At 68.9% G+C, this 23,157-nt stretch carries 17 protein-coding genes; 4 read left to right on the plus strand and 13 right to left on the minus strand.

Annotated features, from left to right (window positions below; genetic code table 11):
- The first annotated feature begins 113 nt into the window (after positions 1-113).
- On the plus strand, positions 114-983 hold the full coding sequence (locus CAL26_RS26015; protein ID WP_094849508.1) for an HpcH/HpaI aldolase/citrate lyase family protein: 870 nt from the start codon (positions 114-116) through the stop codon (positions 981-983).
- Positions 984-1,090: 107 nt separating this feature from the next.
- On the opposite strand, the gene CAL26_RS26020 is transcribed toward CAL26_RS26015, so the two are convergent.
- The 4 genes from CAL26_RS26020 to CAL26_RS26035 form a co-directional block, all read right to left on the minus strand.
- On the minus strand, positions 1,091-6,298 hold the full coding sequence (locus CAL26_RS26020) for an autotransporter outer membrane beta-barrel domain-containing protein (RefSeq protein ID WP_094849509.1): 5,208 nt from the start codon (positions 6,296-6,298) through the stop codon (positions 1,091-1,093).
- A 375-nt stretch (positions 6,299-6,673) separates the two neighbouring features.
- Positions 6,674-8,410: a GMC family oxidoreductase gene (locus CAL26_RS26025; RefSeq protein WP_373454508.1), complete on the minus strand. Its 1,737-nt coding sequence runs from the start codon at positions 8,408-8,410 to the stop codon at positions 6,674-6,676.
- Positions 8,411-8,529: 119 nt separating this feature from the next.
- Positions 8,530-9,435, minus strand: coding sequence for a 4-hydroxy-tetrahydrodipicolinate synthase (gene dapA / locus CAL26_RS26030; protein ID WP_094849510.1), 906 nt, complete (start codon positions 9,433-9,435; stop codon positions 8,530-8,532).
- A 335-nt stretch (positions 9,436-9,770) separates the two neighbouring features.
- The gene (locus CAL26_RS26035; RefSeq protein ID WP_094849511.1) at positions 9,771-10,259 is read right to left on the minus strand and encodes a GAF domain-containing protein; all 489 of its coding nucleotides are present in this window, start codon (positions 10,257-10,259) and stop codon (positions 9,771-9,773) included.
- A gap of 263 nt (positions 10,260-10,522) precedes the next feature.
- On the opposite strand from CAL26_RS26035, the gene CAL26_RS26040 reads away from it, so the two are divergent.
- Positions 10,523-11,728, plus strand: a complete 1,206-nt coding sequence (locus tag CAL26_RS26040) for an aminotransferase-like domain-containing protein (protein WP_094849512.1) — start codon at positions 10,523-10,525, stop codon at positions 11,726-11,728.
- 10 nt (positions 11,729-11,738) lie between these two features.
- Positions 11,739-12,680: a 4-hydroxybenzoate octaprenyltransferase gene (gene ubiA, locus CAL26_RS26045; protein ID WP_094849513.1), complete on the plus strand. Its 942-nt coding sequence runs from the start codon at positions 11,739-11,741 to the stop codon at positions 12,678-12,680.
- 4 nt (positions 12,681-12,684) lie between these two features.
- Here ubiA and CAL26_RS26050 read toward each other — a convergent pair whose 3' ends face one another.
- Positions 12,685-14,169, minus strand: a complete 1,485-nt coding sequence (locus CAL26_RS26050; RefSeq protein WP_143277501.1) for a DUF1254 domain-containing protein — start codon at positions 14,167-14,169, stop codon at positions 12,685-12,687.
- A gap of 249 nt (positions 14,170-14,418) precedes the next feature.
- Between CAL26_RS26050 and panB the strand changes: the two genes are divergently transcribed.
- The gene (panB, locus tag CAL26_RS26055) at positions 14,419-15,261 is read left to right on the plus strand and encodes a 3-methyl-2-oxobutanoate hydroxymethyltransferase (protein ID WP_094849515.1); all 843 of its coding nucleotides are present in this window, start codon (positions 14,419-14,421) and stop codon (positions 15,259-15,261) included.
- Positions 15,262-15,264: 3 nt separating this feature from the next.
- Here panB and CAL26_RS26060 read toward each other — a convergent pair whose 3' ends face one another.
- From CAL26_RS26060 to CAL26_RS26095, 8 genes are all read right to left on the minus strand, one after another.
- On the minus strand, positions 15,265-16,044 hold the full coding sequence (locus CAL26_RS26060; RefSeq protein ID WP_256988591.1) for an SDR family NAD(P)-dependent oxidoreductase: 780 nt from the start codon (positions 16,042-16,044) through the stop codon (positions 15,265-15,267).
- 61 nt (positions 16,045-16,105) lie between these two features.
- Positions 16,106-17,179 carry an ABC transporter substrate-binding protein gene (locus CAL26_RS26065; RefSeq protein ID WP_094849517.1) on the minus strand — a complete coding sequence of 358 codons (1,074 nt, stop codon included), beginning with the start codon at positions 17,177-17,179 and terminating at the stop codon, positions 16,106-16,108.
- Complete coding sequence (locus CAL26_RS26070; protein WP_179283533.1) at positions 17,176-18,456, minus strand: NAD(P)/FAD-dependent oxidoreductase; 1,281 nt, start codon at positions 18,454-18,456, stop codon at positions 17,176-17,178. The genes CAL26_RS26065 and CAL26_RS26070 overlap by 4 nt, the downstream gene beginning before the upstream one ends.
- On the minus strand, positions 18,453-19,886 hold the full coding sequence (locus tag CAL26_RS26075) for an FAD/NAD(P)-dependent oxidoreductase (protein WP_094849519.1): 1,434 nt from the start codon (positions 19,884-19,886) through the stop codon (positions 18,453-18,455). The genes CAL26_RS26070 and CAL26_RS26075 overlap by 4 nt, the downstream gene beginning before the upstream one ends.
- The gene (locus CAL26_RS26080; protein ID WP_094849520.1) at positions 19,864-20,196 is read right to left on the minus strand and encodes a (2Fe-2S)-binding protein; all 333 of its coding nucleotides are present in this window, start codon (positions 20,194-20,196) and stop codon (positions 19,864-19,866) included. Before CAL26_RS26080 ends, CAL26_RS26075 begins: the two co-directional genes overlap by 23 nt.
- The gene (locus CAL26_RS26085) at positions 20,193-20,987 is read right to left on the minus strand and encodes an ABC transporter permease (protein WP_094849521.1); all 795 of its coding nucleotides are present in this window, start codon (positions 20,985-20,987) and stop codon (positions 20,193-20,195) included. The genes CAL26_RS26080 and CAL26_RS26085 overlap by 4 nt, the downstream gene beginning before the upstream one ends.
- A 3-nt stretch (positions 20,988-20,990) precedes the next feature.
- Positions 20,991-21,851, minus strand: coding sequence for an ABC transporter permease (locus tag CAL26_RS26090; protein ID WP_094849522.1), 861 nt, complete (start codon positions 21,849-21,851; stop codon positions 20,991-20,993).
- Positions 21,852-21,921: 70 nt separating this feature from the next.
- Positions 21,922-22,995, minus strand: coding sequence for an ABC transporter ATP-binding protein (locus CAL26_RS26095; RefSeq protein WP_094849523.1), 1,074 nt, complete (start codon positions 22,993-22,995; stop codon positions 21,922-21,924).
- Positions 22,996-23,157 lie beyond the last annotated feature (162 nt).

The raw sequence follows: 23,157 nt of genomic DNA on the forward strand, positions 1-23,157 counted from the left end.
CCGCCATCCCGGTGCGGGGCCTGAGCCCTGGCCAGCAGGCACCGCATGTTGACCGGCCGCGACGTGGCCCGTATCGTTCCTGACCACCGACACCCAAGCCGACCAGACCCCGTATGACGGTGCTGAGATCCCTGCTGTTCGCCCCCGCCAACCACCCGCGCCGCGTGGAAAAGGCCCTGACGCTGCAGACTGACGCAGTGATCCTGGACCTGGAGGATGCCTGCGCGGTATCCGAAAAAGTCGCCAGCCGCGCCAAGGTCAGCGACGCCATGGCCTTGCCGCGCAGCTGCCTGGCCTATGTCCGCGTGAATCCGCTCGCCACCGAATTCGCCTACGGCGATCTGGTCGAGACCGTGCGCCCCGGATTGGACGGGGTGGTCTTGCCCAAGGTGGAATCGGCCGCGGAGCTGCTGACCGCGGACTGGCTGATCCGCCAGATGGAGCGCGAGCGCGGCATGCCCGACGGCGGCGTGGACCTGATCCCCATCATCGAAACCGCGCGCGGACTGGCCTGCCTGCCGGAAATCCTGGCAGCCACGCCGCGCGTGAAGCGCGCCGCTTTCGGGGCGGGCGACTTTACGCTGGACCTGGACCTGATCTGGACGCGCGACGAAAGCGAGCTGAACGCCTATCGCGCCCGGATGGTGCTGCAGTCGCGGGCGGCGGGCATCGAAGCGCCGCTGGATACCGTGTGGATGAACCTGCAGGATCCGGAAGGCTGCGCGGGGTCCGCACGCAAGGCACGCGAACTGGGCTTCCAGGGCAAGCTGTGCATCCATCCGGACCAGCTGCCGGCGGTCAACGCCGCCTTCACACCCAGCGCCGCGCAGATCGAGCGCGCGCGCCGCGTGCTGGAAGCCTTCGCGCAGGCCGAGGCGCAGGGCTCCTCGGCCATCCAGCTGGACGGCCAGTTCATCGACTACCCGATCGTCCATGCCGCGCGGCGCGTCATGGCGGTGGCCGCGAAGATCCCGCCGGAATGAAGCCGGGCCGGCCAGCGCATGCTGGCCGGCCCGGTGGCGCATCGCCCCCGCGGACGGCGCCGGTCACCCGGCGATTTCCAGGTGATGACCCGCCGATCGCCGTGAAATTACCAGCTGTACCGGTAACCCACCTGCCCGAACACGCCCCTGCGCTCTTCACCGCCCAGGTTCTTCGCCAGCTTGATGGTGGCGTAGAGCTGGCCGCCCTTGCCGACCGCCTCGTTGATGCCGAAACCGACTTCACCCCAGGTGCGTCCGAAGCTCGAGCGCACCGAGGTATCGCCCACGGTGACCGCGCGCGCCGGGATGAAGTCATGCAGCACGTCGAAGGTCATGTAGGGCGTACCCGATCCGGCGCCATCGTCCGTCTTCAGGTTGGGCGCGAACAGGCGGAAACCCAGGCGGCCGCGCAAGGCATTGCTGCTGTTGCCCGAAACGCGCGAGATACCGTCGTCGAAGCTGTCCAGCTTCAGGTACTGGTACACCAACTGCGCCTGCGGTTCGATGGACAGCTTGGGCATCAGCGCGAAGGGCTTGCCGACTTCCTGCGACAGCGCGATGCCGACGCCGTTCTGGTTGCCGCTGTTCCCGTACACGTCGTCGTACTTGTTCCGGTAGTGCGTGACCTGCGCCACCGAATCCCAGTAGCTGCCATCGCGCCAGTACTTGGTGTAGTAGCCGCCCAGGCTCTGCGCCTGCGTCGTCGCGCTGCCCGCCTTGTCCGACAGCGTGGCGTTCAGGTCGCGCTTGCCGTCCTTGAAGTCGGAATCGGTCACGCCCAGTGTCGCCGTCACGCCGGCGTGGGTGCTGCCGCCTTCCTCGGATTGCGACAGGGTCCAATCCTTGCCGAACTGCATGAAGAAGGTGTGCTGGTTCACCGAGAAGCGGCCCGAATCGGCGTTCAGGCCATCGCCGCCTATGCGCCCCCAGAAGCCGTCCTTGTTGCCCTTCTGGTTCTGCTCCGTGGCGTAGACGTCGCCCACCCGCTCGTGCAGGCGGCCCAGCATCGCGAAGCCGTAGTCCAGGTTCAGCGCCGGCATCAACGCGTATCCCGCGACGGCGGGACGATAGGCGACCGGCCCCGTCGGCGTGGGATCGCTCGGCGACGTCGGCCCGCCCAGCGTGGAACGCAGGAAGTAATCGTCCGCGCTGGCGCTGCCGCCGCGATACAGCAGGTACTCGTGCGCGCCAGCCTGCACCGGCGCGGCCAGGCTGAACGCGCCCGGCGCGGTCGTGCCGCCATTGGTCACCGCCACCACGTTGATGCCGTCCCCGGTGGTGCGCGCGCCCCCGCCCCCGGTGTTGTTGATACGCAGCGCGGTGGTGCCCGTGGCCGTGCCGCCGTTGATGACCAGGCGATCCGACGGCGCACCGTCGCCGGCCACATAGGTGTTCAGCGCGATGGCGCCGCCATTGCCGCTGTAGCTGCTGGCCGTGACGGTCTTGTAGCTGGCCGCCTGCGTGGGATCGCCGACAGGCGCCTGGTAGGCGATGGTGCCCGCATTCGACAAGGCCGCGGTTTCCGAGCTGCCCGTGACGTTCCAGACGCTGCTCGAATCGATGCTGACGGCCAGTGGATCGATGCGGCCGGTCAGGGTCGTGCCATTGCGCAGGACCACCGAGCCGCTGCTGCTGGCATCGGCGATCAGGTCGCCGTTCAGCGACACGCCCTGCGCATCGAGGTTGACCACGCTGGCGTTCGTCAGGTTCAGCAAGGTGCCGGTCGATGCCGTGATCACGGTCCCCGGGCGCACGCTGATGTCGGCGCGCGCGCCGGTCACCTCGATCGCATTGCCGGCCTGCGCATTGAACGTGCCGCCATTGAGCACGATGTTCGAGACGTTGCCGGTCGCGGCGGTATCGGTCACGGCGATGGCGGCCGTGCCGCCCTGCACGGTGCTGTTGTTCAGCGTGACCGTGCCGCCCGCATTGGCCAGGACGCCGGGACCGCTTGCGCTGCGCATCACCGTCCCGTTGGCCGTGGCGGCGCCCGCCGGTCCTTCGACCTGCAAGGCCGCGGCGTTCGCGCCGCTGGCCAGGATGGACCCGCCCATCAAGGCGGCGGTCGCGCCGCTGTCCAGCATGATGCCCGAGGCCAGATCGCCGGCCGTGGTCACGGTGGCGTTCGTCAGCTGCAGCGTGCCCGCGCTGCTGATGTGGATGCCCGCTGCCCCGGCGCCCGTGGTGGCGATACTGCCGCCATTGACCACGACGTCGCCGTTGGCGCCGGACGAGCTGATACCGGCCGCGCCCGAGCCGCTGGTCGTGATGCTGGTGTCGGTCAGCGCGATGACGCCGCCGGCGGCCTGGTTGTCCAGCGCGATGCCCGTACCCGAAACCGTGATGCTGCCGGCCGTGCCGACCACGCTGCCGCCGACCGCGCTGGGATCCAGCAGGATGCCGTCGGCCGAACCGCTCGCCAGGATGGCGCCCGTGCCGGAGAAGGCCACCGACGCGCCCGCCCCGGTCAGGTGTACCGCGGCGGTGCCGTCATCGGCGCGTATCACGCCGTTGTTGACCAGGCTGGCATTGGCGCCCTGCACCAGCGCGCCGTCGCCATGCGCGACCTGGATGGTCGCGTTGTTCTGCACGGTGCCCTGCGCGCCGACCACCACGCCGGTGGAAGACCGGCCGGTGAAGGCGATGGTGCTGTTGTTGACCAGCGTGCCCTGGTTGCGCGCGACGAAACCGACGACGCCGTCGGACGACGACTGGATGGCCGCGTTGTTGACCAGCGTGGTGGGCACCGCATCGCCCGCGGCCGCGCCGGTGATGTCGTGGCCCTGGCCATCGACGATGCCGGCCGTCGCGCCCGCGTTCGACAGCATGATGGTCGTCCCGGCGTCGATCGTGCCGGCGGCGCCGCCTTCGTTGACGATGGCGACCGCGCCGCCCGCGCCGCCGGCCGCTCCGCTCACGCGCCAGGTCGAGTTGCCCGTCGACAGCGTGGTGCCCTTCCCGGTAGCGACCACGCCGCGCGCATCCTTGCCGGCGACCGTGATGTCGAACGCGCCCGCCGTGGATCCGCCGGTGAAAGCCGCGCCGTCACCGACGCGGAACAGCGTCGAACGCTCGGTATCCACGGTCATCGTGGTGGCCGACACGTTGATCGCCGACCCGGCGCCGGACGCATAGAAGCCGATCTGGTCGGTGCCGCCGACGAAGCGCGGCACCGCGCCCGCCGCGACGTTGACCGTGCCGCCGTTCTGGGCGAACACGCCGATGGCGCCCACGCCGCCCAGGTTGACCGCGCCGCTCACCGAGGCCACGCCCTGCGCGCCGTCCACCCAGACGCCGAAGTTGCGCGTGCCGCTGGCAGGGTCGGCATTGCCGTTGACGTTGATCGTGCCCGTCGATTCGGCGTTCGCCGCGATGCCCGGATCGGCGTTCACCATGACGCCGATGCCGTTGACGCCATTGACATTGATCGTGCCGGCATTGCGCACGATGGCGTTGGTGCCGGCGGCGCCGTTGTCGTCGGCGAGCATGCCGATGTTCGACAGCGGGACGCCGCCCGCCGCGCCGTTGATGTCGATCGTGCCGTTGTTCTGCAGGAGCGACGTGACCGGCGCAGTGGAAAACATGGCCACCGCGTTCTGCGCCTGCGAACCGATCACGATATGGCCGTCATTGATGGCGGTATCGCCCGTATCCATGATGCGTACGCCATAGGTCGGCCCGGCGATTTCCACATCCGCCACGGCGTCGGTGGTGGCGTACTGCGCGGCGCGGCCGATATACAGCGTGCCGCCGGCCGTGTTGGTGAAGGTGCTGCCGCCGCGGACATTCACACCCACCACGGTCGCCGTGTAGTCGGGATTCACGCCGATATTGATGGAGCCGTTGTTGGTGCCCGCCGCGCCGTTGGCCAGCCCGATGCCCGTGGTGGTATAGCCGTTGAAGCTCATGCCCGACACGTTGACCACGCCGTTGTTCACTACAGTGGTGCCCTGGCCCGAAGCCACGATGCCGGAGCCGGTGTAATAGAACAGGTCGTCGGTCGCGGTGCTGGCCTTGTCGCCGACCAGATACCCCGCGGATACCACGCCGTTGGCGGCGTTGATGAAGTGCGAACCGCTTTCGACTCGGGCCACCTGCTGGATGACATTGCCCGACAGGATGCCGTGGTTGGTGATCGTGGCGCCGTTGGTAGCCTTGACCGCGCCCGAGGCGCGCTCCATGTCCAGCTGCGCGCCGGCGGCGATGGTCGCGCTGCCGCGCGCGCCGTTGGCCAGGATGGCGTAGCGGTCGCCGTTGGGCACACGGGTCAGGTCGCCATCGGACGTGTTGGTCGTGTAGGTGACCGGCGTATCGACGGTGTTGAAGGCCTGTGCGAAAGCCGTGTCGTAGGCGTACTGCGAGGTGATGACGCCGTTTTTCAGCGCGTCGACCAGCACGTTGTTGTACGCCGCCAGTTCCGCGGCGTTGGTGACGGAATAGGTGGCGCCATTGAAATTCACCGTGCCGGCATAGGTGGTCACGGGCACGTACACCGTCAGGCGGCCGTTGGCGTCCGGCGTGGGCAGGCCCGGATCGATGCCCATGTCGATGGCATTGCGCGATTGCCAGACGACGCGGCTGTTGGCGTTGCCGCTGCCGTCGGCCGACGTCAGGTAGGTCTGCTTGGACACCATCAGGATGGCGTTGGACGATGGCGAGCCCGTCGGCGTGGCGCCCAGGTTCACGTTCAGGGTACCGCCGCTGTTTTCGACCCGGCCCAGCGAGGCCTTGTAGTACATGTCGCCGTTGACGTCCTCGAACTGGTTGACCGGCGTGGCCAGGTTCGACTGGTCGGCCAGGGACGCCGAGTCGAAGGTCCGGAACACGACGTTGGCGCCGGTGGCGGGATTGCGCGCGCTGATGGCGACGTTCTGCGGCCCGGTGACCAGCGCGCTGGAATCGAAGGTGCCGGAGACCACGTTGACCGTATTGGCGGGCACCGTGGTGTTGCCGTTGTAGCCGGTGCCGACCACCGACGTGCCGCGCAACGTGACGGTCTGGCCGTGATTGACCACGGCTTCGCCGACGCCCTCGTTGCTGACCGGGGGGTTGTAGTCGGCGATGGTGCAATGGCCGCCGACCGGCCCGGATTGATCCGCCGTGCCGGTCTTGCAGCTGGACGCCGCCGACAGGCCGGGCGTGAGCATGCCTGCCGCCAGCAGCGACAGGAAGGGAATGACGGCGCGCGCCGTCAATGCGCGGGTCGCGCGGCTGGAAGACGTCGACGCCGATTTGGCGTGTCCACGGGCGACTTCCGACGTGACGATGAATTGCTGCCTGGCCGAGTTCCAGACCGTCTTATGGAACAGATTCATTTTTACGGGCCTACCATGTCTCGTATGGTTGAGGACCTCCGCTTGGCGTAGTACGGCACAAGCGGAAGCGTTGGCCCATGATTCGGTCGAATCGTCTCGTAACCAATTGACGATTCGGTCTACGGCGTACAGGCGTCATGAAGGTGGCTGACCGAAGGCCGCCACGCCGTGGGTGTAGGGATGGATGAATGCCGCGGGGGGCGCCCCCTATGGCAACGCCGCCGCCACATGGCCGATTAAGCGGGTGGTCAAGGCAAACGGACTAGGACAAAGGCCATGCGGCCTACGTCCGTCCTAGTCAAACCGGTGGGAGGTCCTGCGATCGGCTTTGCGTCGCGCCCACGCCACGGCATGCCGCCCAGGCGGCCTTTGCCGCTACACCGCCGCCATCGCCGGCGATTCCTCGGCCGGGACGGACGATGCCAGCCGCGATGCGCGGCGGTCTTCCAGGATCATCCGCGCGCCCTTCTCGGCGATCATGACGGTGGGCGAATTGGTATTGCCCGACGTGATCGTGGGCATGATGGACGCGTCGATGACCCGCAATCCGTCGATGCCGTGCACGCGCAGCCGCGCATCCACGACGGCATGCCGGTCCACGCCCATCCGGCAGGTGCCGACGGGGTGGAAGATCGTGGTGCCGATATCGCCGGCGGCGCGCGCCAGGTCCTCGTCGCTTTCCAGGTGCGGGCCGGGGCGGTATTCCTCGGGCTGGTAATCGGCCAGCGCGGGTTGCGCCACGATGCGGCGCGTCAGCCTTACGCTCTGCACCGCCACGCGACGGTCCTCGTCGGTGGACAGGTAGTTGCACAGGATCTGGGGATGATCCGCCGCGTCAGGCGTGGCGATGCGCACGTGGCCGCGGCTGGTGGGCCGCAGATTGCACACCGACGCGGTGAAGGCCGGAAAGGCATGCAGCGGCTCGCCGAATTTTTCCAGCGACAGCGGCTGCACGTGGTATTGCACGTTGGCGCGCGCATGCTCGGGCCCGGACCGCGCGAAGGCGCCCAGCTGCGACGGCGCCATGGTCAGCGGGCCCCGCTTCATGAACAGGTACTGCAGCCCCATCATGCCCTTGCCCCACAGGGTGCCGGCGATGGCGTTCAGCGTCTTCGCGCCGGTGACCTTGTAGATCAGGCGCAGTTGCAGGTGGTCCTGCAGATTGCCGCCCACGCCGGGCAGATCGTGCAGCACCGGCACGCCGTGCGATTGCAGCCACGCGCCGGGCCCGATGCCGGACACCTGCAGCAGCTGCGCCGAGCCGATGGCGCCGGCGGACAGGATGACCTCCCCGCGCGCGCGTGCCAGCTGTTCGCCGCCCGTGGCGCCGCGAAAGCGCACACCGGCCGCGCGGCGGCCGTCGAACGCCAGGCGCGTGACGCGCGCGCCGGTGACGATGCGCAGGTTGCGCCGCTTGAGTATCGGCTTCAGGAACGCGCTGGAGGCATTCCAGCGCACGCCGCGCCGCTGGTTGACGTCGAAGTAATCGCAGCCTTCGTTATCGCCGCGGTTGAAGTCGTCGATGGACGGAATGCCCGCCTGCGCGGCGGCCTGGCGGAAAGCGTCGAGCAGGCCCCAGGACAGGCGCTGGCGTTCCACCCGCCATTCGCCGCCCTTGCCGTGATAGGGCCCGTCATCGCCGTGATAGTCCTCGGTCTGCTTGAACACCGGCAACACGTCTTCCCAGCTCCAGCCGGGATTGCCGGCCGCGGCCCAGCCGTCGTAGTCCTGGCGCTGGCCGCGCATGTAGATCATCCCGTTGATGGACGAACTGCCGCCCAGCACACGCCCGCGCGGATAGCCCAGGTCGCGGCCGTTCAGGCCTGGGTCCGGCTGGGTGCGGTAGCACCAGTCGGTGCGCGGATTGCCGATGCAGTACAGATAGCCCACGGGTATGTGGATCCAGTGCCAGTTGTCCGGGCCGCCGGCCTCCAGCAGCAGGACCCGTACATCCGGATCGGCGGACAGGCGGTTGGCCAGCAGGCAGCCGGCCGAGCCGGCGCCCACGATGATGTAGTCGAAGTCCAGGCCGTCGGCGCCGCCCGTGCGTGCCGTATCGCCGATGCGCGCGGTCGCCCGAGCCGACACTCCTTCGCCTGTCGCCATCGCCATGGCTGTCTCCATATTGCTTATCGGCCATGGCCCCCGCGCGTCGCGCGAGGACCAGGACGCTTGTTTTTCGCCGCCCCGCCGTCATGCCGGCAAACGGGGCGGTCCACTGGCGTTTTAGATCACTTGCCTGCCGAGGGCAAGGCCGCGACGGCGGCCGCGAGCGCCGCGCGCAGTTCGGCGCCCGGCGCCGTCATGGGCGCGCGCGGCGTGTCCTCGCATCCATGCAGGGACGCCAGCACCGCCTTCAGCGGTCCGGGGTTGGGGTGCGCGTACAGCAGCCGGATCAGCGGCGCCAGCGCATGGAAGATGGCGCGCGCGTCCGCCCAGCGGCCCGCGTCGGCGGCATCGAACATCGCCACGTACAGATCCGGCCTGACGTGCGCCGTCGCGATGATGGCGCCGGCTCCGCCCAACGCCAGGGTGGTCAGTGCCTGCAGGTCTTCGCCCGCCATGACGGCCAGGCGGCCATCGGCGATCAGGGCGATGGTCTTGTCCAGCGATCCGCCGCAGTCCTTGATGGCGACGATATTGGGATGCGCGGCCAGCGCCAGCAGCGTGGCGGTTTCCAGCGTCGCCCCGGTCCGGTAGGGAATGTCGTACAGCACCAGGGGCGCGCGCGCGGCGTCGGCCAGCGCTTCGAACCATGTACGCAACCCGTCCTGCGCCGGCCTGACGTAGGCGGGCGCGGACGCCAGGACGCCCGCCAGCGGCCGCGCGGAGAATTCGCGGATGCGGTCGACGGCGTGGTTCAGATGGTTGCCGGACAGGCCCATCGCCACGGGCAGGCCGGCGGCTTCGTCCAGGATGGTGTCGAGCACCAGCAGCTGTTCGCGCGCGTCCAGCGCGGCGGCCTCGCCGGTGCTGCCGCAGGCCACCAGGCCGTGCACGCCGGCGGCGCGGTAATGACGCACCAGGCGGCGCAGCGCGGCCTGGTCGACTTCACCGTGCTTGAAAGGCGTGACCAGCGGGATCCAGATGCCGCGGAAAGTTGTGGAAGGTTCGTGGGCAGGGCTGGGGGTTTCCATATCGACTCCAATGAACGACCGTGGGCGGTCCGCTGGAAGCGCGCCGGATACGTATGGATCGGTATGGAGTGAAGTAGGCCTCCGCCCTGCCGCTGTTCCGTCGCTCTTCTGACGGAACAGCTGCTCCGGTCAGGTGAGCGGCTGTTTTTTGACGCCGGGCCGTCCCAAGTCAAAAAGCCCCCTCGGGGGGCAGCAAGCCGGTTTCACCGGCGCGGCGTGGGGGCATTTCCCGGCTTTGGCGATGTGCGCGCGGGCTTGCGCCATGCCAGGAGCATGGGCAGTAGTGTGCGGGATAGGGAAGGCGCGCGTAGCCATGAGCGGGATCATACCCTGCCTTATGCCCGCAGGCTGTCCAGGAATACCTGGCACAGCGCCTCCATGCCGACGCGATCCTCGTCGTCGAAACGACCAGGCACCGGGCTGTCGACGTCCCACACGCCGATCAGCTGGCCATCCCGCACCAGCGGCACGACGATTTCCGATCGGGATGCCGCGTCGCAGGCGATGTGGCCGGGAAAGGCATGCACGTCCGGCACGACCTGGGTGCGCCGCTGGCTCGCGGCCGCGCCGCAGACGCCGCGGTCCAGCGCGATCCGCACGCAGGCGGGCTTGCCCTGGAATGGCCCGACCACCAGTTCCTTGCCGTCGTAGAAATAGAAGCCCGCCCAGTTCAGCTCCGACAGCGACTGGTAGACCAGCGCGGAGAAATTGGCGGCGTTGGCGATACGGTCGTACTCGCCGGCCAACAGCCCGCGCGCCTGGTCGACCAGTTCGGCATAGTGTTCGGACTTGCTGGCGGCGGTGGATGGCGCGGCGGTAAACATGGCGTTGGCTCCGGGATCGCCCCCCGCGTCGCCCCTTGAAAACGGGGACACTGCCGGGACGTGCGCATTTGGGCACAATCCACGGACGCGGGCCGGGCATCCTCGCAAAAAGTGGGAGAATACCGCTTTGCCGTCCCTCTTACCCGCCGCCTGATCCCCCGTCCTGGTTTTGCGCCCGGATGCCGTTCCGGCCCGGGCCCGGCTCGGCCTTCGCGCGGCCCATCCGTCGGCCGCTTTCCACCCGTTCTTTGATGCCACCTTCCATGGACAAGCCTTTCGAACCCGAATGCACCTTTTCTGAACGCGCCCTGCAGCTGACCAGTTCGGCCATCCGCGAGATCCTCAAAGTCACCGAGCGGCCGGACGTCATCTCTTTCGCGGGCGGCCTGCCGGCCCCCAGCGGCTTCCCGGTGGAAGTCGTACGCGAAGCGTTCGACAAGGTACTGGTTTCGAATGGCCGCTCCGCGCTGCAGTACGGCCCGACCGAAGGCTACAGCCCCTTGCGGGCCTGGGTCGCCGACGACCTGAACCGCAACGGCGCGCACGTCACGCCCGAGCAGATCCTGATCGTCTCCGGCTCGCAGCAGGCGCTGGACCTGCTGGGCAAGGTGCTGATCGACAAGGACAGCAAGGTCATGGTGGAAACGCCCAGCTACCTGGGCGCGCTGCAATCCTTCAGCCTGTACCAGCCGCGCTACGAATCCGTGGCTTCGGACGAAGGCGGCCTGATTCCCGAAGCGCTGACGCCGGCGACCGCCCGCGGCGCGCGTTTCCTGTACGCCTTGCCGAACTTCCAGAACCCCACCGGCCGCACGCTGACGCGCCATCGCCGCGAAGCCCTGGTGCAGCAGGCCGCCCGCCTGAACCTGCCGGTGGTGGAAGACGATCCCTACGGCGAACTGCGCTACGCCGGCGAACATCAGCCCAGCCTGCTGTCGCTGGGCGGCGAAGCCGGCGCCCATGTCATCCGCATGGGCTCGTTTTCCAAGGTGCTGGCGCCCGGCCTGCGCCTGGGCTACATCGCGGCGTCGCGCGCGCTGATCGACAAGATGGTGCAGGCCAAGCAGGCCACCGACCTGCACACGTCCACGCTGACGCAGATGGCGGTGTACGAAATCGTCAAGGACGGCTTCCTGGCCAAGCACCTGCCCACCGTGCGCGAACTCTATCGCCAGCAGTGCGGCTACATGCTGGACGCCCTGCAGCAGGAATTCCCCGCCGCGGCGACCTGGACCCGTCCGGAAGGCGGCATGTTCATCTGGGTCACGCTGCCCGAAGGCATCGACACGGCGCAATTGCTGCAACAGGCCATCGCCGAAAAAGTCGCCTTCGTGCCCGGCCAGCCCTTCTATGCCAACACGCCGTCGCCGCGCAATACGCTGCGGCTCAGCTTCGTCACCGTGCCGGAAGAGAAAATCCGCAGCGGCATGGCCACGCTGGGCCGCCTGATCAAGGCGCAATTGGGCTGAGGCCGGCGGCATGTCCACGCAGCAAGCGCGGCGCGGCCCCGACGGCGCCATCGACCTGAACGACATCGAGTTCGACGACTGGGTGGCCCGTTGGCTGCCCCGCTCGTGGGGGCCGTACGCGCGGCTGTGCCGCCTGGACCGGCCCATCGGCACCTGGCTGACCCTGCTGCCCGCGCTCGCCGCGCTGGCCCAGGCGGCGGGCGGCTGGCCCGAACCCTGGCGCGTCGTGGTCTTTTCGCTGGGCGCGCTGCTGATGCGCGGCATCGGCTGCACCATCAACGACATTTTCGATCGCGACATCGACAAGCACGTCGAACGCACGCGCTACCGGCCGCTGACCAGCGGCCAGCTGACGCTGCGGCAGGCCCTCTGGTTCCTGTTCGCGCAGCTGGCCGTGTGCGCGTCGCTGTTGCTGGCCATCAATCCCATGAGCCGCTGGCTGGCGGTCGCGCTGCTGCCCATCGTGGTCATCTATCCCCTGTGCAAGCGCATCACCTACTGGCCGCAGGCGGTGCTGGGCGTGTGCTTCAACTGGGGCATGCTGATGGCCTGGTCGGACACGCGCAACGAAGTCCCCCTGGGCGCGATCGCGGTGTATATCGGCACCATCCTGTGGCAGATCGGCTACGACACCATCTATGCGTACATCGACGTGCGCGACGACCGGCGGCTCGGCCTGCATTCCACCGCGTTGCGCTTCGGCGCGGCGGGCAAGGCCTGGATCGGCGGCTTCTACGCCGCCACGCTGGCGCTGTGGGCCTGGGGGGGTTATGCCATCGGCATGGGCTGGCCCTATGCGGTCGGCATGGTGCTGATCGGCATCCACCTGGCCTGGCAGCTGCGCAGGCTCGACCTGGACCGGCCCGAACTCGGCCTGGGATTGTTCCGCGCCAATCTGTGGGTAGGCGTGATGCTGGTGGCCGCCTCCGTGTTCGGCGGCCTGGCGGGCTGAACGCCTACTGGATCCGCCGTATCGTCGGCGGCTGCCACAAGCCCTCGATGGCGTCCTGCCCCGGCTGGTACAGGCGCATGACCAGCGTGAAACGGCCGCTCTGCGGCGCGGGCAGCCAGTTGCGGACCTGCTCGCCGGTCGGCTGCGCGTACTGCACATAGGCCGTCAGGACACCGCCCTGCCCGGGCGTCAACGGATGGCGGGTGCCCATCGCATACACGTTCACCTGATTGTCGTACAGCTCGCGGCGGTCGTTGTACAGCGTCATCGACCACAGCACGTCGGCCGGCGGCAACTGGCCACGGTCGAAGCGCACTTCGTACCGGAAACTGCCGTCCAGCGGACGCCCGTCCGAATCCGCGTGCGCGCGCAGCACGATCTCGTCCTCCGGCAAGGCCACCGCGCCCTGCGCACGCGCGGCCCGCGCGCGCAGGGCGTAATCCGTCCCGTAGCTGCCCAGGCGCCGGTCAGGCATGCGCCACGCGTCGCCGCCGCGCGGGCGCGGTTGGACGGGCGAACGCACGCTGGCCTGTCCGCGCTGCACGCCGGCCTCCACCGCCGCCTGCAGATTGGCAGGCAGGCTGGCCCAGTCGAAACGCTGCCCCGGAACCAGGCCCAGCCGCGCCATGCGCTGCAACATGGGCCCGTCGCCCGCGTGCGGCGGATAGCGCGAGACCAGTTCGGCAAAGGCCGCGAAGTAGGCCTGCGGCTTCATCTCCGCGACCTGGTCGACCGGCGCGCGCCGCGACAGCGCCACGTCGAATTGGCCGTCCGGCGGTACGGTCTTCTTGCCCCAGCGCGACAAGGGTGTCGCGTCCAGCGCCATCTGGAAACCCTGTGCGCCCCCCAGGTCGCGCACGCCGCCATAGGCGATGCGCACGCGCAGCAGGCCTGCCGCCGTGGGCGCGCGGATGATTTCGGCCGGCTTGGGCAGCTTGCCATGCCAATCGGGCGCGACGATGGCGTACACGCGCGCGCCGTCCTGCACGGTGCGGCTGCCCGGGGCGGCGAAGGCATCGGCCCACATGTCCGTCAGCGTGATGGCGTAGTAGCGCCCGCGCGCATCGGGCACGTCGATCAGCAGCGGTTCCCGCGACACGTCGAACCACAGCTGCGACCACAGCGTGTCCAGGTCGGGGTAAGGCAGCCCGTGCAGCAGCGGCTCCGCGGCGCGGCTCATATGCGCGAATCGGTTGACCGGCGCGCCGGCGCCCAGGGACGTGTCGGGCGCCTGCACATTCGTCTGCACGCGTCGCGCGACGTCCATCAGGACCATGGGATAGGCATAGACATAGGCGTCGGCCGCGATCTCGCGCGCCTGGTTGGCATCCATCGGCGGCGCCGCCATGGCCGGCGTGATCTCCAACCCCGTCACCAACCCCAGCGCCGCCCCCAGCGCCAGCTGGCCCATGCAGCCAGGAATCGCGGCGCCCGCGATGCGGCCGACCCCCGCCTGAAGAAGACGCTGGAAGAACTTCCGTAGCGACATACCTGCTCCGATACCGACCCGCATGGGCACACGGCAGGTCCCGCCCACGCCCGAGCCCGCCTGCGCCATCCTAGTCCGTCCGGCCATCCTTTCGAATCGGCGAAAGGCGCGAATAACGCCTTAGTCCACGGTGCGTTCGCGCGGGCGGCCGGCGGCCTGCATTCCGCCGCCGCAGCCGATAGAATGCGCCCTATAGGTGCATGCCGCGGGGCAATGCGCCGCCACGTTCATCCACTCTCAGGCACGCCCATGTATCCCACCGTCACCGACGGCGAGCAAGCGCCGCGCAAGCCCATCACCCTCGCCACCCTGTCCGCCATGCACCAGCGCGGCGAAAAAATCGCCATGCTGACCTGCTATGACGCCAGCTTCGCGGCGCTGCTGGACCGCAGCGGCGTGGACATCCTGCTGATCGGCGATTCGCTGGGCAACGTGGTGCAGGGACAATCGTCGACCCTGCCCGTGACGTTGGAGCAGATGATCTACCACACCGAATGCGTCGTGCGCGGCAACAAGACGGCGTGGGTGCTGGCGGACATGCCCTGGGGCAGCTATCACGAATCGGCCGCGCAGGCCTACGCCAGCGCGGCCCGCCTGATGGCGGCCGGCGCGCAGATGGTCAAGGTCGAAGGCATGGACGGCCGTACGCCGTGGATGTCGGATATCGTGGCCTGCCTGACCGAACGCGGCATACCGGTGTGCGCGCACATGGGCCTGACGCCGCAGTTCGTGCACGCGCTGGGCGGCTACCGGGTGCAGGGCAAGGACGAGGCAGGCGCGGCCTACCTGAAGCAGCAGGCGCGCGTCATGCGCGACGCGGGCGCCAGCATGCTGCTGTACGAGATGGTGCCTGCCGCGCTCGCCGCCGAGATCACCGCGGACGTGAACATCCCGACGATAGGCATAGGCGCGGGTCCCGGATGTACCGGGCAGGTGCTGGTGCTGCACGACATGCTGAACGTCTTCCCGGGCCGCAAGGCGCGCTTCGTGCGCAACTTCATGGAAGGCGCGGGCAGCATCCAGGAAGCCGTCCAGGCCTACGTGCGCGCCGTCAAGGACGGCAGCTTCCCGGCGCAGGAACACTCGTACTGACGGTCACACCGTGTAGTTGAGCGCCAGCCGCCCGCCATCGATGTAAAGCGTCTCGCCCGTGATGTAGCTGGACGCGTTGCTCAGCAGATAGGCCACGGCGTCGGCGACTTCCGCCGGTTCGCCCAGGCGGCGCATCGGCGTGCGGCTCATCAGCCGCGCCCGCGTGGCTTCGTCGGCCAGCACGGCCTTGCTCGCCAGCTCGGTGGCGATGGTACCCGGGCCGACCGCATTGACCCGTATGCCGTGGTCGACCAGCGCCAGCGCCATGACGCGCGTCAGCTGCGCCAGCCCGCCCTTGCTGGCGTTATAGGAAGCGATGGTCGGGATCGCCATGACGGCGTTGACCGAGCTCATGTGGACGATGGCGCCGCCGCCCTGCTCCACCATCAGGCGCGCCACGGCCTGGCCGACCAGGAAGGCGCCTTTCAGGTTCACGTCCAGCACGGCGTCCCAATCGTCTTCCGTGATGTCCAGGAAGCTGCACGGGCGCACGATGCCGGCGTTGCTGACCAGTTGATCGATGCGGCCGTAAGCCGCGCGCGTGGCGGCCACGGCGGCATCGACGGACGCCTTGCTGGCGACGTCGCAGCGCACGTAGCCGACGCGCGCGCCGTCGCGCGACAGCGTTTCCGCCAGGGCCTGGCCCGGCGCATCGGCCACGTCCCAGATGGCGACCGCGGCGCCGGCCCGCGCCAGGCGACGCACGCAGGCTTCGCCTATGCCTTGGGACCCGCCGGTCACGACGGCGACCTTGCCTTGGAAATCGAAAGTGGTGTCGCTCACTGGGCGGGTCTCCTGTGCGTATCGTGGCGGGGGGCGTGGCGGTTGCGTGGCGGGTGTCCCGTCAACGCTCGACCGTGCGGTTCCAGCGCGCATTGAAGGCGGCGCGCGTGGCGTTAATGGTGTCCCAGTCCAGCACCTTGGCGGTTTCCATATACGTCTGGAACTGCTTCAGCGTGTCCTGGTTGGCGGGATCGGCCTGCACCTTGCGGTTGGACGGGAAGTGGCCGCCGTAGCGCAAGGCGTTTTCCTGCGCCTGCGGCGACAGCAGGTACAGCGCCAGCTTCTGCGCCAGATCCGGTTCGCTGTTCTTGGCGATCACGCATTCTCCCACCATCAGGATGACCGAGCCTTCCTTGGGCTGCGCGTATTCCACCGGGATGTCGCGTTTCTTAAGGCGCGCGATGGCGGTGGGCGTCAGCGGAAAGATGGCCGCTTCGTCCGACTGGATCATTTCCGCGACCTTGGCGGAATTGGGGATGTACTCGAGCACGTTGGGGCCTATCGTGCTGCTCCACTTGGCGAAGCCGGGATCCGTATGCTGGTCGTCGCCGCCTTCGATGCGGTTGAACATCAGGAAGGCGTGCAGCCCGAAGGTGCTGTTCGACGCCGACTGGAACACCACCTTGCCCTTGAACTTGGGATCGGCCAGGTCCATCCACGAGGTCGGCGCGGCCCAGCCGTTCTTCTTGAACAGGCGGGTGTTGTAGCCCAGTCCGGTCATGCCCATGTCGATGCCGGCGGCCATGCCGTCCTTCATGACGGCGGTGGGATAGAGATCCTTCAACACGGGATCGTCGCGCAGCTTCTCGCACAATCCCATGGACGCCGCGCGCGCCATCACGCCGTCGTCCAGGAACATGACGTGCATCTGCGGCGAGTCCTTGTAGGCCTGCGCCTTGGCCAGGATTTCCGTGGAAGTGCCCGGCACCACCACGATCTTGACGTTGTTGGCCTTTTCGAAATCCGGGAACACGTGCTGAGTGAAGGCGCGCTCCATATCGCCGCCGTTCATGCCCACGTACAGGGTCTTCTGCTGCGCCCAGGCGCCGGCCGGCACGATGGACAGCGCGGCCACCAGGGCGGCGCCCGCCAGCCGCAGGGCGCGTGATTGGGTATCTCGATTGCGGTTGCTCATGTCGACTCCAGCTCTTGCCCATGGCCTGTATGCAGACGAAGCGCGGCCGCATGAGCATCGGCAGCGTATCGGTCGATGCGGAATGCATCGATGGGAATTGCGGTGCGGCCGGTCGCGGCCAGGTCGGCCAGGACTTCGCCCGCCGCCGGGCCGACCTGGAAGCCGGCGCCGGAGAATCCGAAGGCGTGGAACAGCCCCGGCGTGGTAACGCTGGGGCCCAGCACGGGATTGTGGTCGGGCATGTTGCCTTCCACTCCGGACCAGAAACGGATGATGTGGGCGCCGTGCAAGGGCGGCAGCAGCGCCGCCGCCTTGGCCAGCAGCGTGCCGATCTGCGCGCGGCCCGGGCGCGCGTAGTCCGGGCTGGACGACACGCCGCGGCCGCCGCCGATCACGCAGTTGCCGCGATCGACCTGGCGCGCGTAGATGCCGCCGCCCTGCACGCCCAGGCTGGCTGTCATGAAACGCGGCAGGGGCTCGGTGACCATCATCAACGGGTGGATGGAGGTTTCCGGCACCGGCTCGCCGAAGCGCGCGGCGAAACCGCCGGCCCAGGCGCCGGCGCAGTTCAGCAACACGCGGGCGCGGATGTCGAGGGTGGCGGCGGGGCCGGCGGCATCGGCGGCCGCGGTGGCGGTCGCAGTCGAAGTCGCAGTCGCAGTCGAAGTCGCGATGGCGGACAGCGCGGACGACACGAATGACGCTGAGGGCGCGCAGCGCAGGATGAACCCGTCGCCGTCGCGCGCCGCGTCCACGACGCGCAGCTGTTCGCGCACGTCGGCGCCGGCGTGGCGCGCGGCCTGGGCGAAGGCCGGCGACACCAGCCGCGGATTGGCATGGCCGTCTTCCGCGCAGAACGAGCCGCCGACCACGCCACGGCCCAGCCAGCCGAAGCGGCGATCCAGCGCGGCACGGTCCAGCATCTCCAGATGCATGCCGAAACCGCGCGTGGCGGCACGATACCGTTCGAGCTCGGCCATGTCGGCGTCGGTGTACGCCAGTTTCAGATGGCCGCAGCGCTGGTACTCGCCGTCCGTGCCGATCAGGCCGGGCAGGTCCGCCCAGAGTTCGTGCGCGCGCTGCGTCAGCGGCATCTGCGCCAGCGAACGGCCCTGGCGGCGCACGCCGCCGTAGTTGACGCCGCTGGCCTTGGCGCCGCAGGCGCCCGCGTCCAGCAAGATTACCGGCACGCCGCGCCGTCGCAGGAACAGCGCCGCGCTGGCGCCGACGATGCCGCCGCCGATGATGGCGACTTCGGTTCGCAGCGCCTGCATCAGCGTCCCCCGCCTGACAGCGCGGAATCCGGCGCTTCCCGCGCGTCCAGCGAAAACAGCTGGATCGGTATGGGCTTGACGGGAGGCTGGGCGCGCAGCCAGCCCACCTGCGGCAGCGCGACGCCGCTGGCGCGCGCCAGCACTTCGGCCGCGGCCGCGCCGCACATGCGGCCCTGGCAGCGGCCCATGCCGACGCGCGTCAGCGCCTTGCCGCGATTCAATTCGCGCGTGCCCTCGATATGCGCCGACGCGCGCAACGCGCCGACGGTGATTTCCTCGCAACGGCACAGGACGACGTCGTCGTCCAGCGACGCGGCCCAGTCGGCGGGGAAAGGAAACGCCCGTTCCAGCGTATCGCGCACACGCTCCTGTCGCGCCAGCTTGCGCCGCAGCACCTTGGCGCGCGCGGCGTCCACGGACATGCCCAGGTCGGCCAGCAGCGCCAGGGCAGCGCGCTCGCCCGCCAATTCGGCGGCGTCCGCGCCGGCGATGCCCGCACCATCGCCCGCCAGGTAGATGCCCGGAACGGAAGCGCGTCCCGCCGTGTCCTTGACCGGCAACCACGCTCTATCACGTTCGTGATAATCGAAGCGGCAGCCCGCCACCGATGCCAGCTGGGTTTCCGACCGCAGGCCCAGGCCATAGGCCAGCGCGTCGCAGGCGATGCGCAGCGGCTTGCCGCCGTCGCCTTCGCCCTGCCGGCACACCAGGCCGGAGATACGCTCGTAGCCGATGGCATGGTCCGGCCGCACGCCGCTGTACATGGGTATGCCGTGAAGGCGCAGCCAGCCCATGGTGTACACGCCCTTGGCCGCCAGGCCGGGGGCGAGCAGCATGCCGGGGAGGCTGGACAGGCGAGCCGCGGTGGTGGCGGTGTCGAGCACGGCGGCCACCTGGGCCCCCGCCTTGGCGTATTGATACGCCACCAGGTACAGCAACGGGCCCGTGCCCATGAACGCCACGCGCTGGCCCACGCCGCAGCCCTGGAATTTCAAGGCGACCTGCGCGCCGCCCAGGGTGTAGACGCCGGGCAGGGTCCATCCCGGGAAGGGCAGCACGCGGTCCGTGGCGCCGGTGGCCAGGATCAGGTGGCTGTAGGCGATGGTCTCGTTGCTGCCGTCGCGCAGCACGTCCAGCACGCCGTCCTCGCAATTCCATACCAGCGCGCCAGGGCGGTAGTCGATGGCCGGCATCAGGTCGCGCATCGTCGCGTGCAGCCGCGCCGCCTTGCGGTGCTCGAAGCCGTACAGCTCCCGGCCGGAACGCTGGAAGCCGGCGGGCGGCTGGCGATAGATCTGGCCGCCGGCACGCTGGGCTTCGTCCAGCACGATGGGGCGCAGGCCTGCCTTGACCAGGGCCTGGGCGGCGCGTATGCCGGCCGGGCCGGCGCCGACGATGACGGGGCGCGGTTCAGGCGGAGCGGCCGGGTTCATGGCGGTCCTCCTTGTGTGCGTTCGACAGCAGCCGCATGCCGGCCGCGATGAACGTGGTGCAGGCGCGCAGGCGGGTGCCGTCTTCGAGACGCATCCAGCAATCCTGGCAGGCGCCCATCATGCAGAAACCGGCGCGCGGGGCGCCGCTGAATTCGGTTTCGCGCACATGGTCGGCGTGCGTCAGGACGGCGGTCAGCACGGTGTCGCCTTCCAGCGCCCGCAGCGGGCGGCCGTCCAGCATGAAGTCCACCGGCGCGCGATCCCGCTCGGCCAGCCGGGTCAGCAGGGCTTGCGATGGCGTGGCGTTCATCGCTGCCCCACCAGGACGCGGTCCAGGCCGTAGACGCGGTCCAGCAGCAGCATGGCGACGGCGGTCAGCGCGATGACGGTGGCCGATACGGCGGCCATCATGGGATCGATGGACTCGGTCGCGTACATGTACATGCGCACGGGCAAGGTGATGGTGGAAGGCGCGGTGATGAACACCGACATGGTGAGCTCGTCGAAACTGTTGATGAAGGCCAGCAGCCAGCCGCCGAAGACGCCGGGGATGATCAGCGGCAACGTGACGCGGAAGAACACCGTGGCGCGGCTGGCGCTGAGCGACAGCGCCGCATGCTCGACGGAGCGGTCGAAGCCGGTCAACGAACCGACCAGCAGGCGCAGCACGTACGGCGTGACGACGACGACGTGGCTGGCCACCAGCCAGGTGAAGCTGCCGGCGCTGCCGATCAGGGCGAAGAAGCGCATCAGCGCGACGCCCAGCACCAGGTGGGGAATCATCAGCGGCGACAGCAGCAGGCCGTTCAGGAGGTCGCGACCCGGAAACTTGTAGCGCGTGATGGCGCTGGCGGCCGGCAGCGCCAGGCACACCGCCAGCGTGGCCGACAGCGTCGCCAGCAGCAGGCTGTTGCGGAAGGACTGCATGAAATCCGAATGCGCGAACAGCGCGCGGAACCAGCGCAGCGAGAAATCGTGGATCGGGATGCTCAGGGTCGACGCGGGCGTGAAGGCGACCAGGCAGACGACGACCAGCGGCGCCAGCACGAAGGCCACGACCAGGGCATTGAAGGCGAGCGCCAGGGGACCGTTCTTCAGCATGTGTTATCCCAGGCTGCGGCGATAGGACCGCTCGATGACGCGGTTGTAGGCCATCATGATGATGATGTTCGCGACCAGCAGCAGGATCGCCAGGGTGGCGCCCAGCGGCCAGTTCAGTTCGGTCAGGAACTCGTCGTAGACGATGGTGGCCACCATCTTCAGCCGGCGGCCGCCCAGCAGCGCGGGGATGGCGAAGGAGCTGGCGCTCAGGCCGAACACGATCAGGCTGCCGGACAGCACGCCCGGCATGCATTGCGGCAGCACCACGCGCAGCATGGTCTGCAGGCGGGAGGCGTTCAGGGAATACGCGGCATGCTCGACCGAAGGGTCCAGCTTCTGCAGCGACGTCCAGACGGGGATGATCATGAAGGGCAGCATGATGTGCACCAGGCCGATGACGATGGCCGTGGGCGTGTACAGCAGCGGTCCCAGTCCCAGCGCGCGGGCCGCCTGGCCCAGCAGGCCGGCGGGGCCCAGCAGCATGCTCCAGCCGAAGGCGCGCACCACCAGGGAGATCAGCAGCGGCGACAGCACCGCGAGCAGGAAGATCGAACGCCAGGGCGCCCGCATGCGGCTCAGGATATAGGCTTCCGGCACGCCGACGGCGACGCAGATCGCGGTGGTCAGCACCGAGATCCACAGGGTGCGCCAGAAGATGCCCAGGAAGTAGGGATCGCTGAGCACCGTGGCGTAGTGGTGCAGCGTCAGGCCGGCCTGTATGCCGGTGTTGTAGTCGAAGGGGCGGAAGGTCAGGACGAAGGTCAGGCCCAGGGGCGTGACGACCAGCGCCAGGAAGACGATGCCGATGGGCAGCGAGCCCAGCATCGCGGGCAGGCCATCCAGCCTGCGGCCCGGAACGCTCATTGTTTACCCTCCTGTCGCTGCGCGCCCCCCTCCCCGGGGGAGGATTCGCGCTTGGGGCGGCCCGGCGCGCTCATTGTTTACCCTCCTGCCGCCCGACGTCCGGCAGCACCCGGACGACGTCGGGCTGCCAGTCCACGCCGACGCGTTCGCCATCGTCGTGGGGCGCGCGGCCGTCGTTGGGGGTGAGCACGGTCAGCACGCCCAGCGGTGTGTCCAGCTCGTACATCCACTGGCTGCCCAGGAAATAGCGGGTGGTGACGGTGCCGGTCAGCCGGCCCTGGCCGGCGGCCACCGGCAGCAGCTTTTCCGGCCGCAGGCAGACGCGCACGGCGTCGCCCTGGCGCAGGCCCTGCCCGTCGACGTCCAGGCTCAACTCCCCGCTGCGCACTTCCGCGCGCGCGCCCGCCCGCGTCACCGTGGCCGGCAGGAAATTCGTCTTGCCCACGAAGCGCGAGATGAACTCACTGCCCGGATGCTCGTACATCCGGTACGGACGGTCGATCTGCGTCGCGCGTCCTTCCTGCATCACGACCACGCGATCGCTGATCGACAAGGCCTCGGCCTGGTCGTGGGTGACCATCAGGGTGGTGGTGCCCGTCTTGCGCTGGATGGCCCGCAGCTCGAACTGCATATCCTCGCGCAGCTTGGCGTCCAGGTTCGACAGCGGCTCGTCCAGCAGCAGCACCGGCGGGCGGATAACCAGCGCGCGCGCCAACGCCACGCGTTGCCGCTGGCCGCCGGACAGCTCGCGCGGATAGCGGTCGCCGTGCTGGTCCAGCTTGACCAGCGCCAGCGCCTCGCGGGTGCGCTCGCGGCGTTCCGCGCGCGCCACCTTGCGCATGGACAGCCCGAACTCCACGTTGTCCGCCACCGTCAGATGCGGGAACAGCGCATAGGTCTGGAACACGATGCCCAGGCCGCGCGTGTTGGGCGGCGCGTGGGTGATGTCGCGGCCGTCCAGCACCACCCGGCCGCGCGTGACTTCGGCGAAGCCGGCAATCATCTGCAGGGTGGTCGTCTTGCCGCAGCCCGAAGGCCCCAGCAGGGACACGAATTCGCCCTGCTCCACGACCAGGTCGAGATCCTGTACGACGCGCAGATCGCCGTAGTCCTTGGAAAGCTTTTCCAGGCGCAGAAATGACATGCCAGGCCCCGCCGTGTTGTGTGAAGGATTTCGGCCCGCCCGGGGGCCGACGCTGCTCAATGCCAGCGCAGTCTAGGTTTCCCAGCCAAGGCCGGTCAATGGGGTTTTTCCGTACAGCCGATTATTTCTGTGTATTTTTCCGTTGTATAGAATTACGATGAC

This window comes from Bordetella genomosp. 9, from assembly GCF_002261425.1.
Lineage (GTDB): Bacteria > Pseudomonadota > Gammaproteobacteria > Burkholderiales > Burkholderiaceae_B > Bordetella_C.

Bases quoted from the DNA above. Each gene is read 5' to 3' on its own strand.
- CAL26_RS26015 (WP_094849508.1), top strand. From the start codon at position 114: ATGACGGTGCTGAGATCCCTGCTGTTCGCCCCCGCCAACCACCCGCGC.
- CAL26_RS26020 (WP_094849509.1), bottom strand. From the start codon at position 6,298: ATGAATCTGTTCCATAAGACGGTCTGGAACTCGGCCAGGCAGCAATTC.
- CAL26_RS26025 (WP_373454508.1), bottom strand. From the start codon at position 8,410: ATGGCGATGGCGACAGGCGAAGGAGTGTCGGCTCGGGCGACCGCGCGC.
- dapA (WP_094849510.1), bottom strand. From the start codon at position 9,435: ATGGAAACCCCCAGCCCTGCCCACGAACCTTCCACAACTTTCCGCGGC.
- CAL26_RS26035 (WP_094849511.1), bottom strand. From the start codon at position 10,259: ATGTTTACCGCCGCGCCATCCACCGCCGCCAGCAAGTCCGAACACTAT.
- CAL26_RS26040 (WP_094849512.1), top strand. From the start codon at position 10,523: ATGGACAAGCCTTTCGAACCCGAATGCACCTTTTCTGAACGCGCCCTG.
- ubiA (WP_094849513.1), top strand. From the start codon at position 11,739: ATGTCCACGCAGCAAGCGCGGCGCGGCCCCGACGGCGCCATCGACCTG.
- CAL26_RS26050 (WP_143277501.1), bottom strand. From the start codon at position 14,169: ATGTCGCTACGGAAGTTCTTCCAGCGTCTTCTTCAGGCGGGGGTCGGC.
- panB (WP_094849515.1), top strand. From the start codon at position 14,419: ATGTATCCCACCGTCACCGACGGCGAGCAAGCGCCGCGCAAGCCCATC.
- CAL26_RS26065 (WP_094849517.1), bottom strand. From the start codon at position 17,179: ATGAGCAACCGCAATCGAGATACCCAATCACGCGCCCTGCGGCTGGCG.
- CAL26_RS26075 (WP_094849519.1), bottom strand. From the start codon at position 19,886: ATGAACCCGGCCGCTCCGCCTGAACCGCGCCCCGTCATCGTCGGCGCC.
- CAL26_RS26080 (WP_094849520.1), bottom strand. From the start codon at position 20,196: ATGAACGCCACGCCATCGCAAGCCCTGCTGACCCGGCTGGCCGAGCGG.
- CAL26_RS26085 (WP_094849521.1), bottom strand. From the start codon at position 20,987: ATGCTGAAGAACGGTCCCCTGGCGCTCGCCTTCAATGCCCTGGTCGTG.
- CAL26_RS26090 (WP_094849522.1), bottom strand. From the start codon at position 21,851: ATGAGCGTTCCGGGCCGCAGGCTGGATGGCCTGCCCGCGATGCTGGGC.
- CAL26_RS26095 (WP_094849523.1), bottom strand. From the start codon at position 22,995: ATGTCATTTCTGCGCCTGGAAAAGCTTTCCAAGGACTACGGCGATCTG.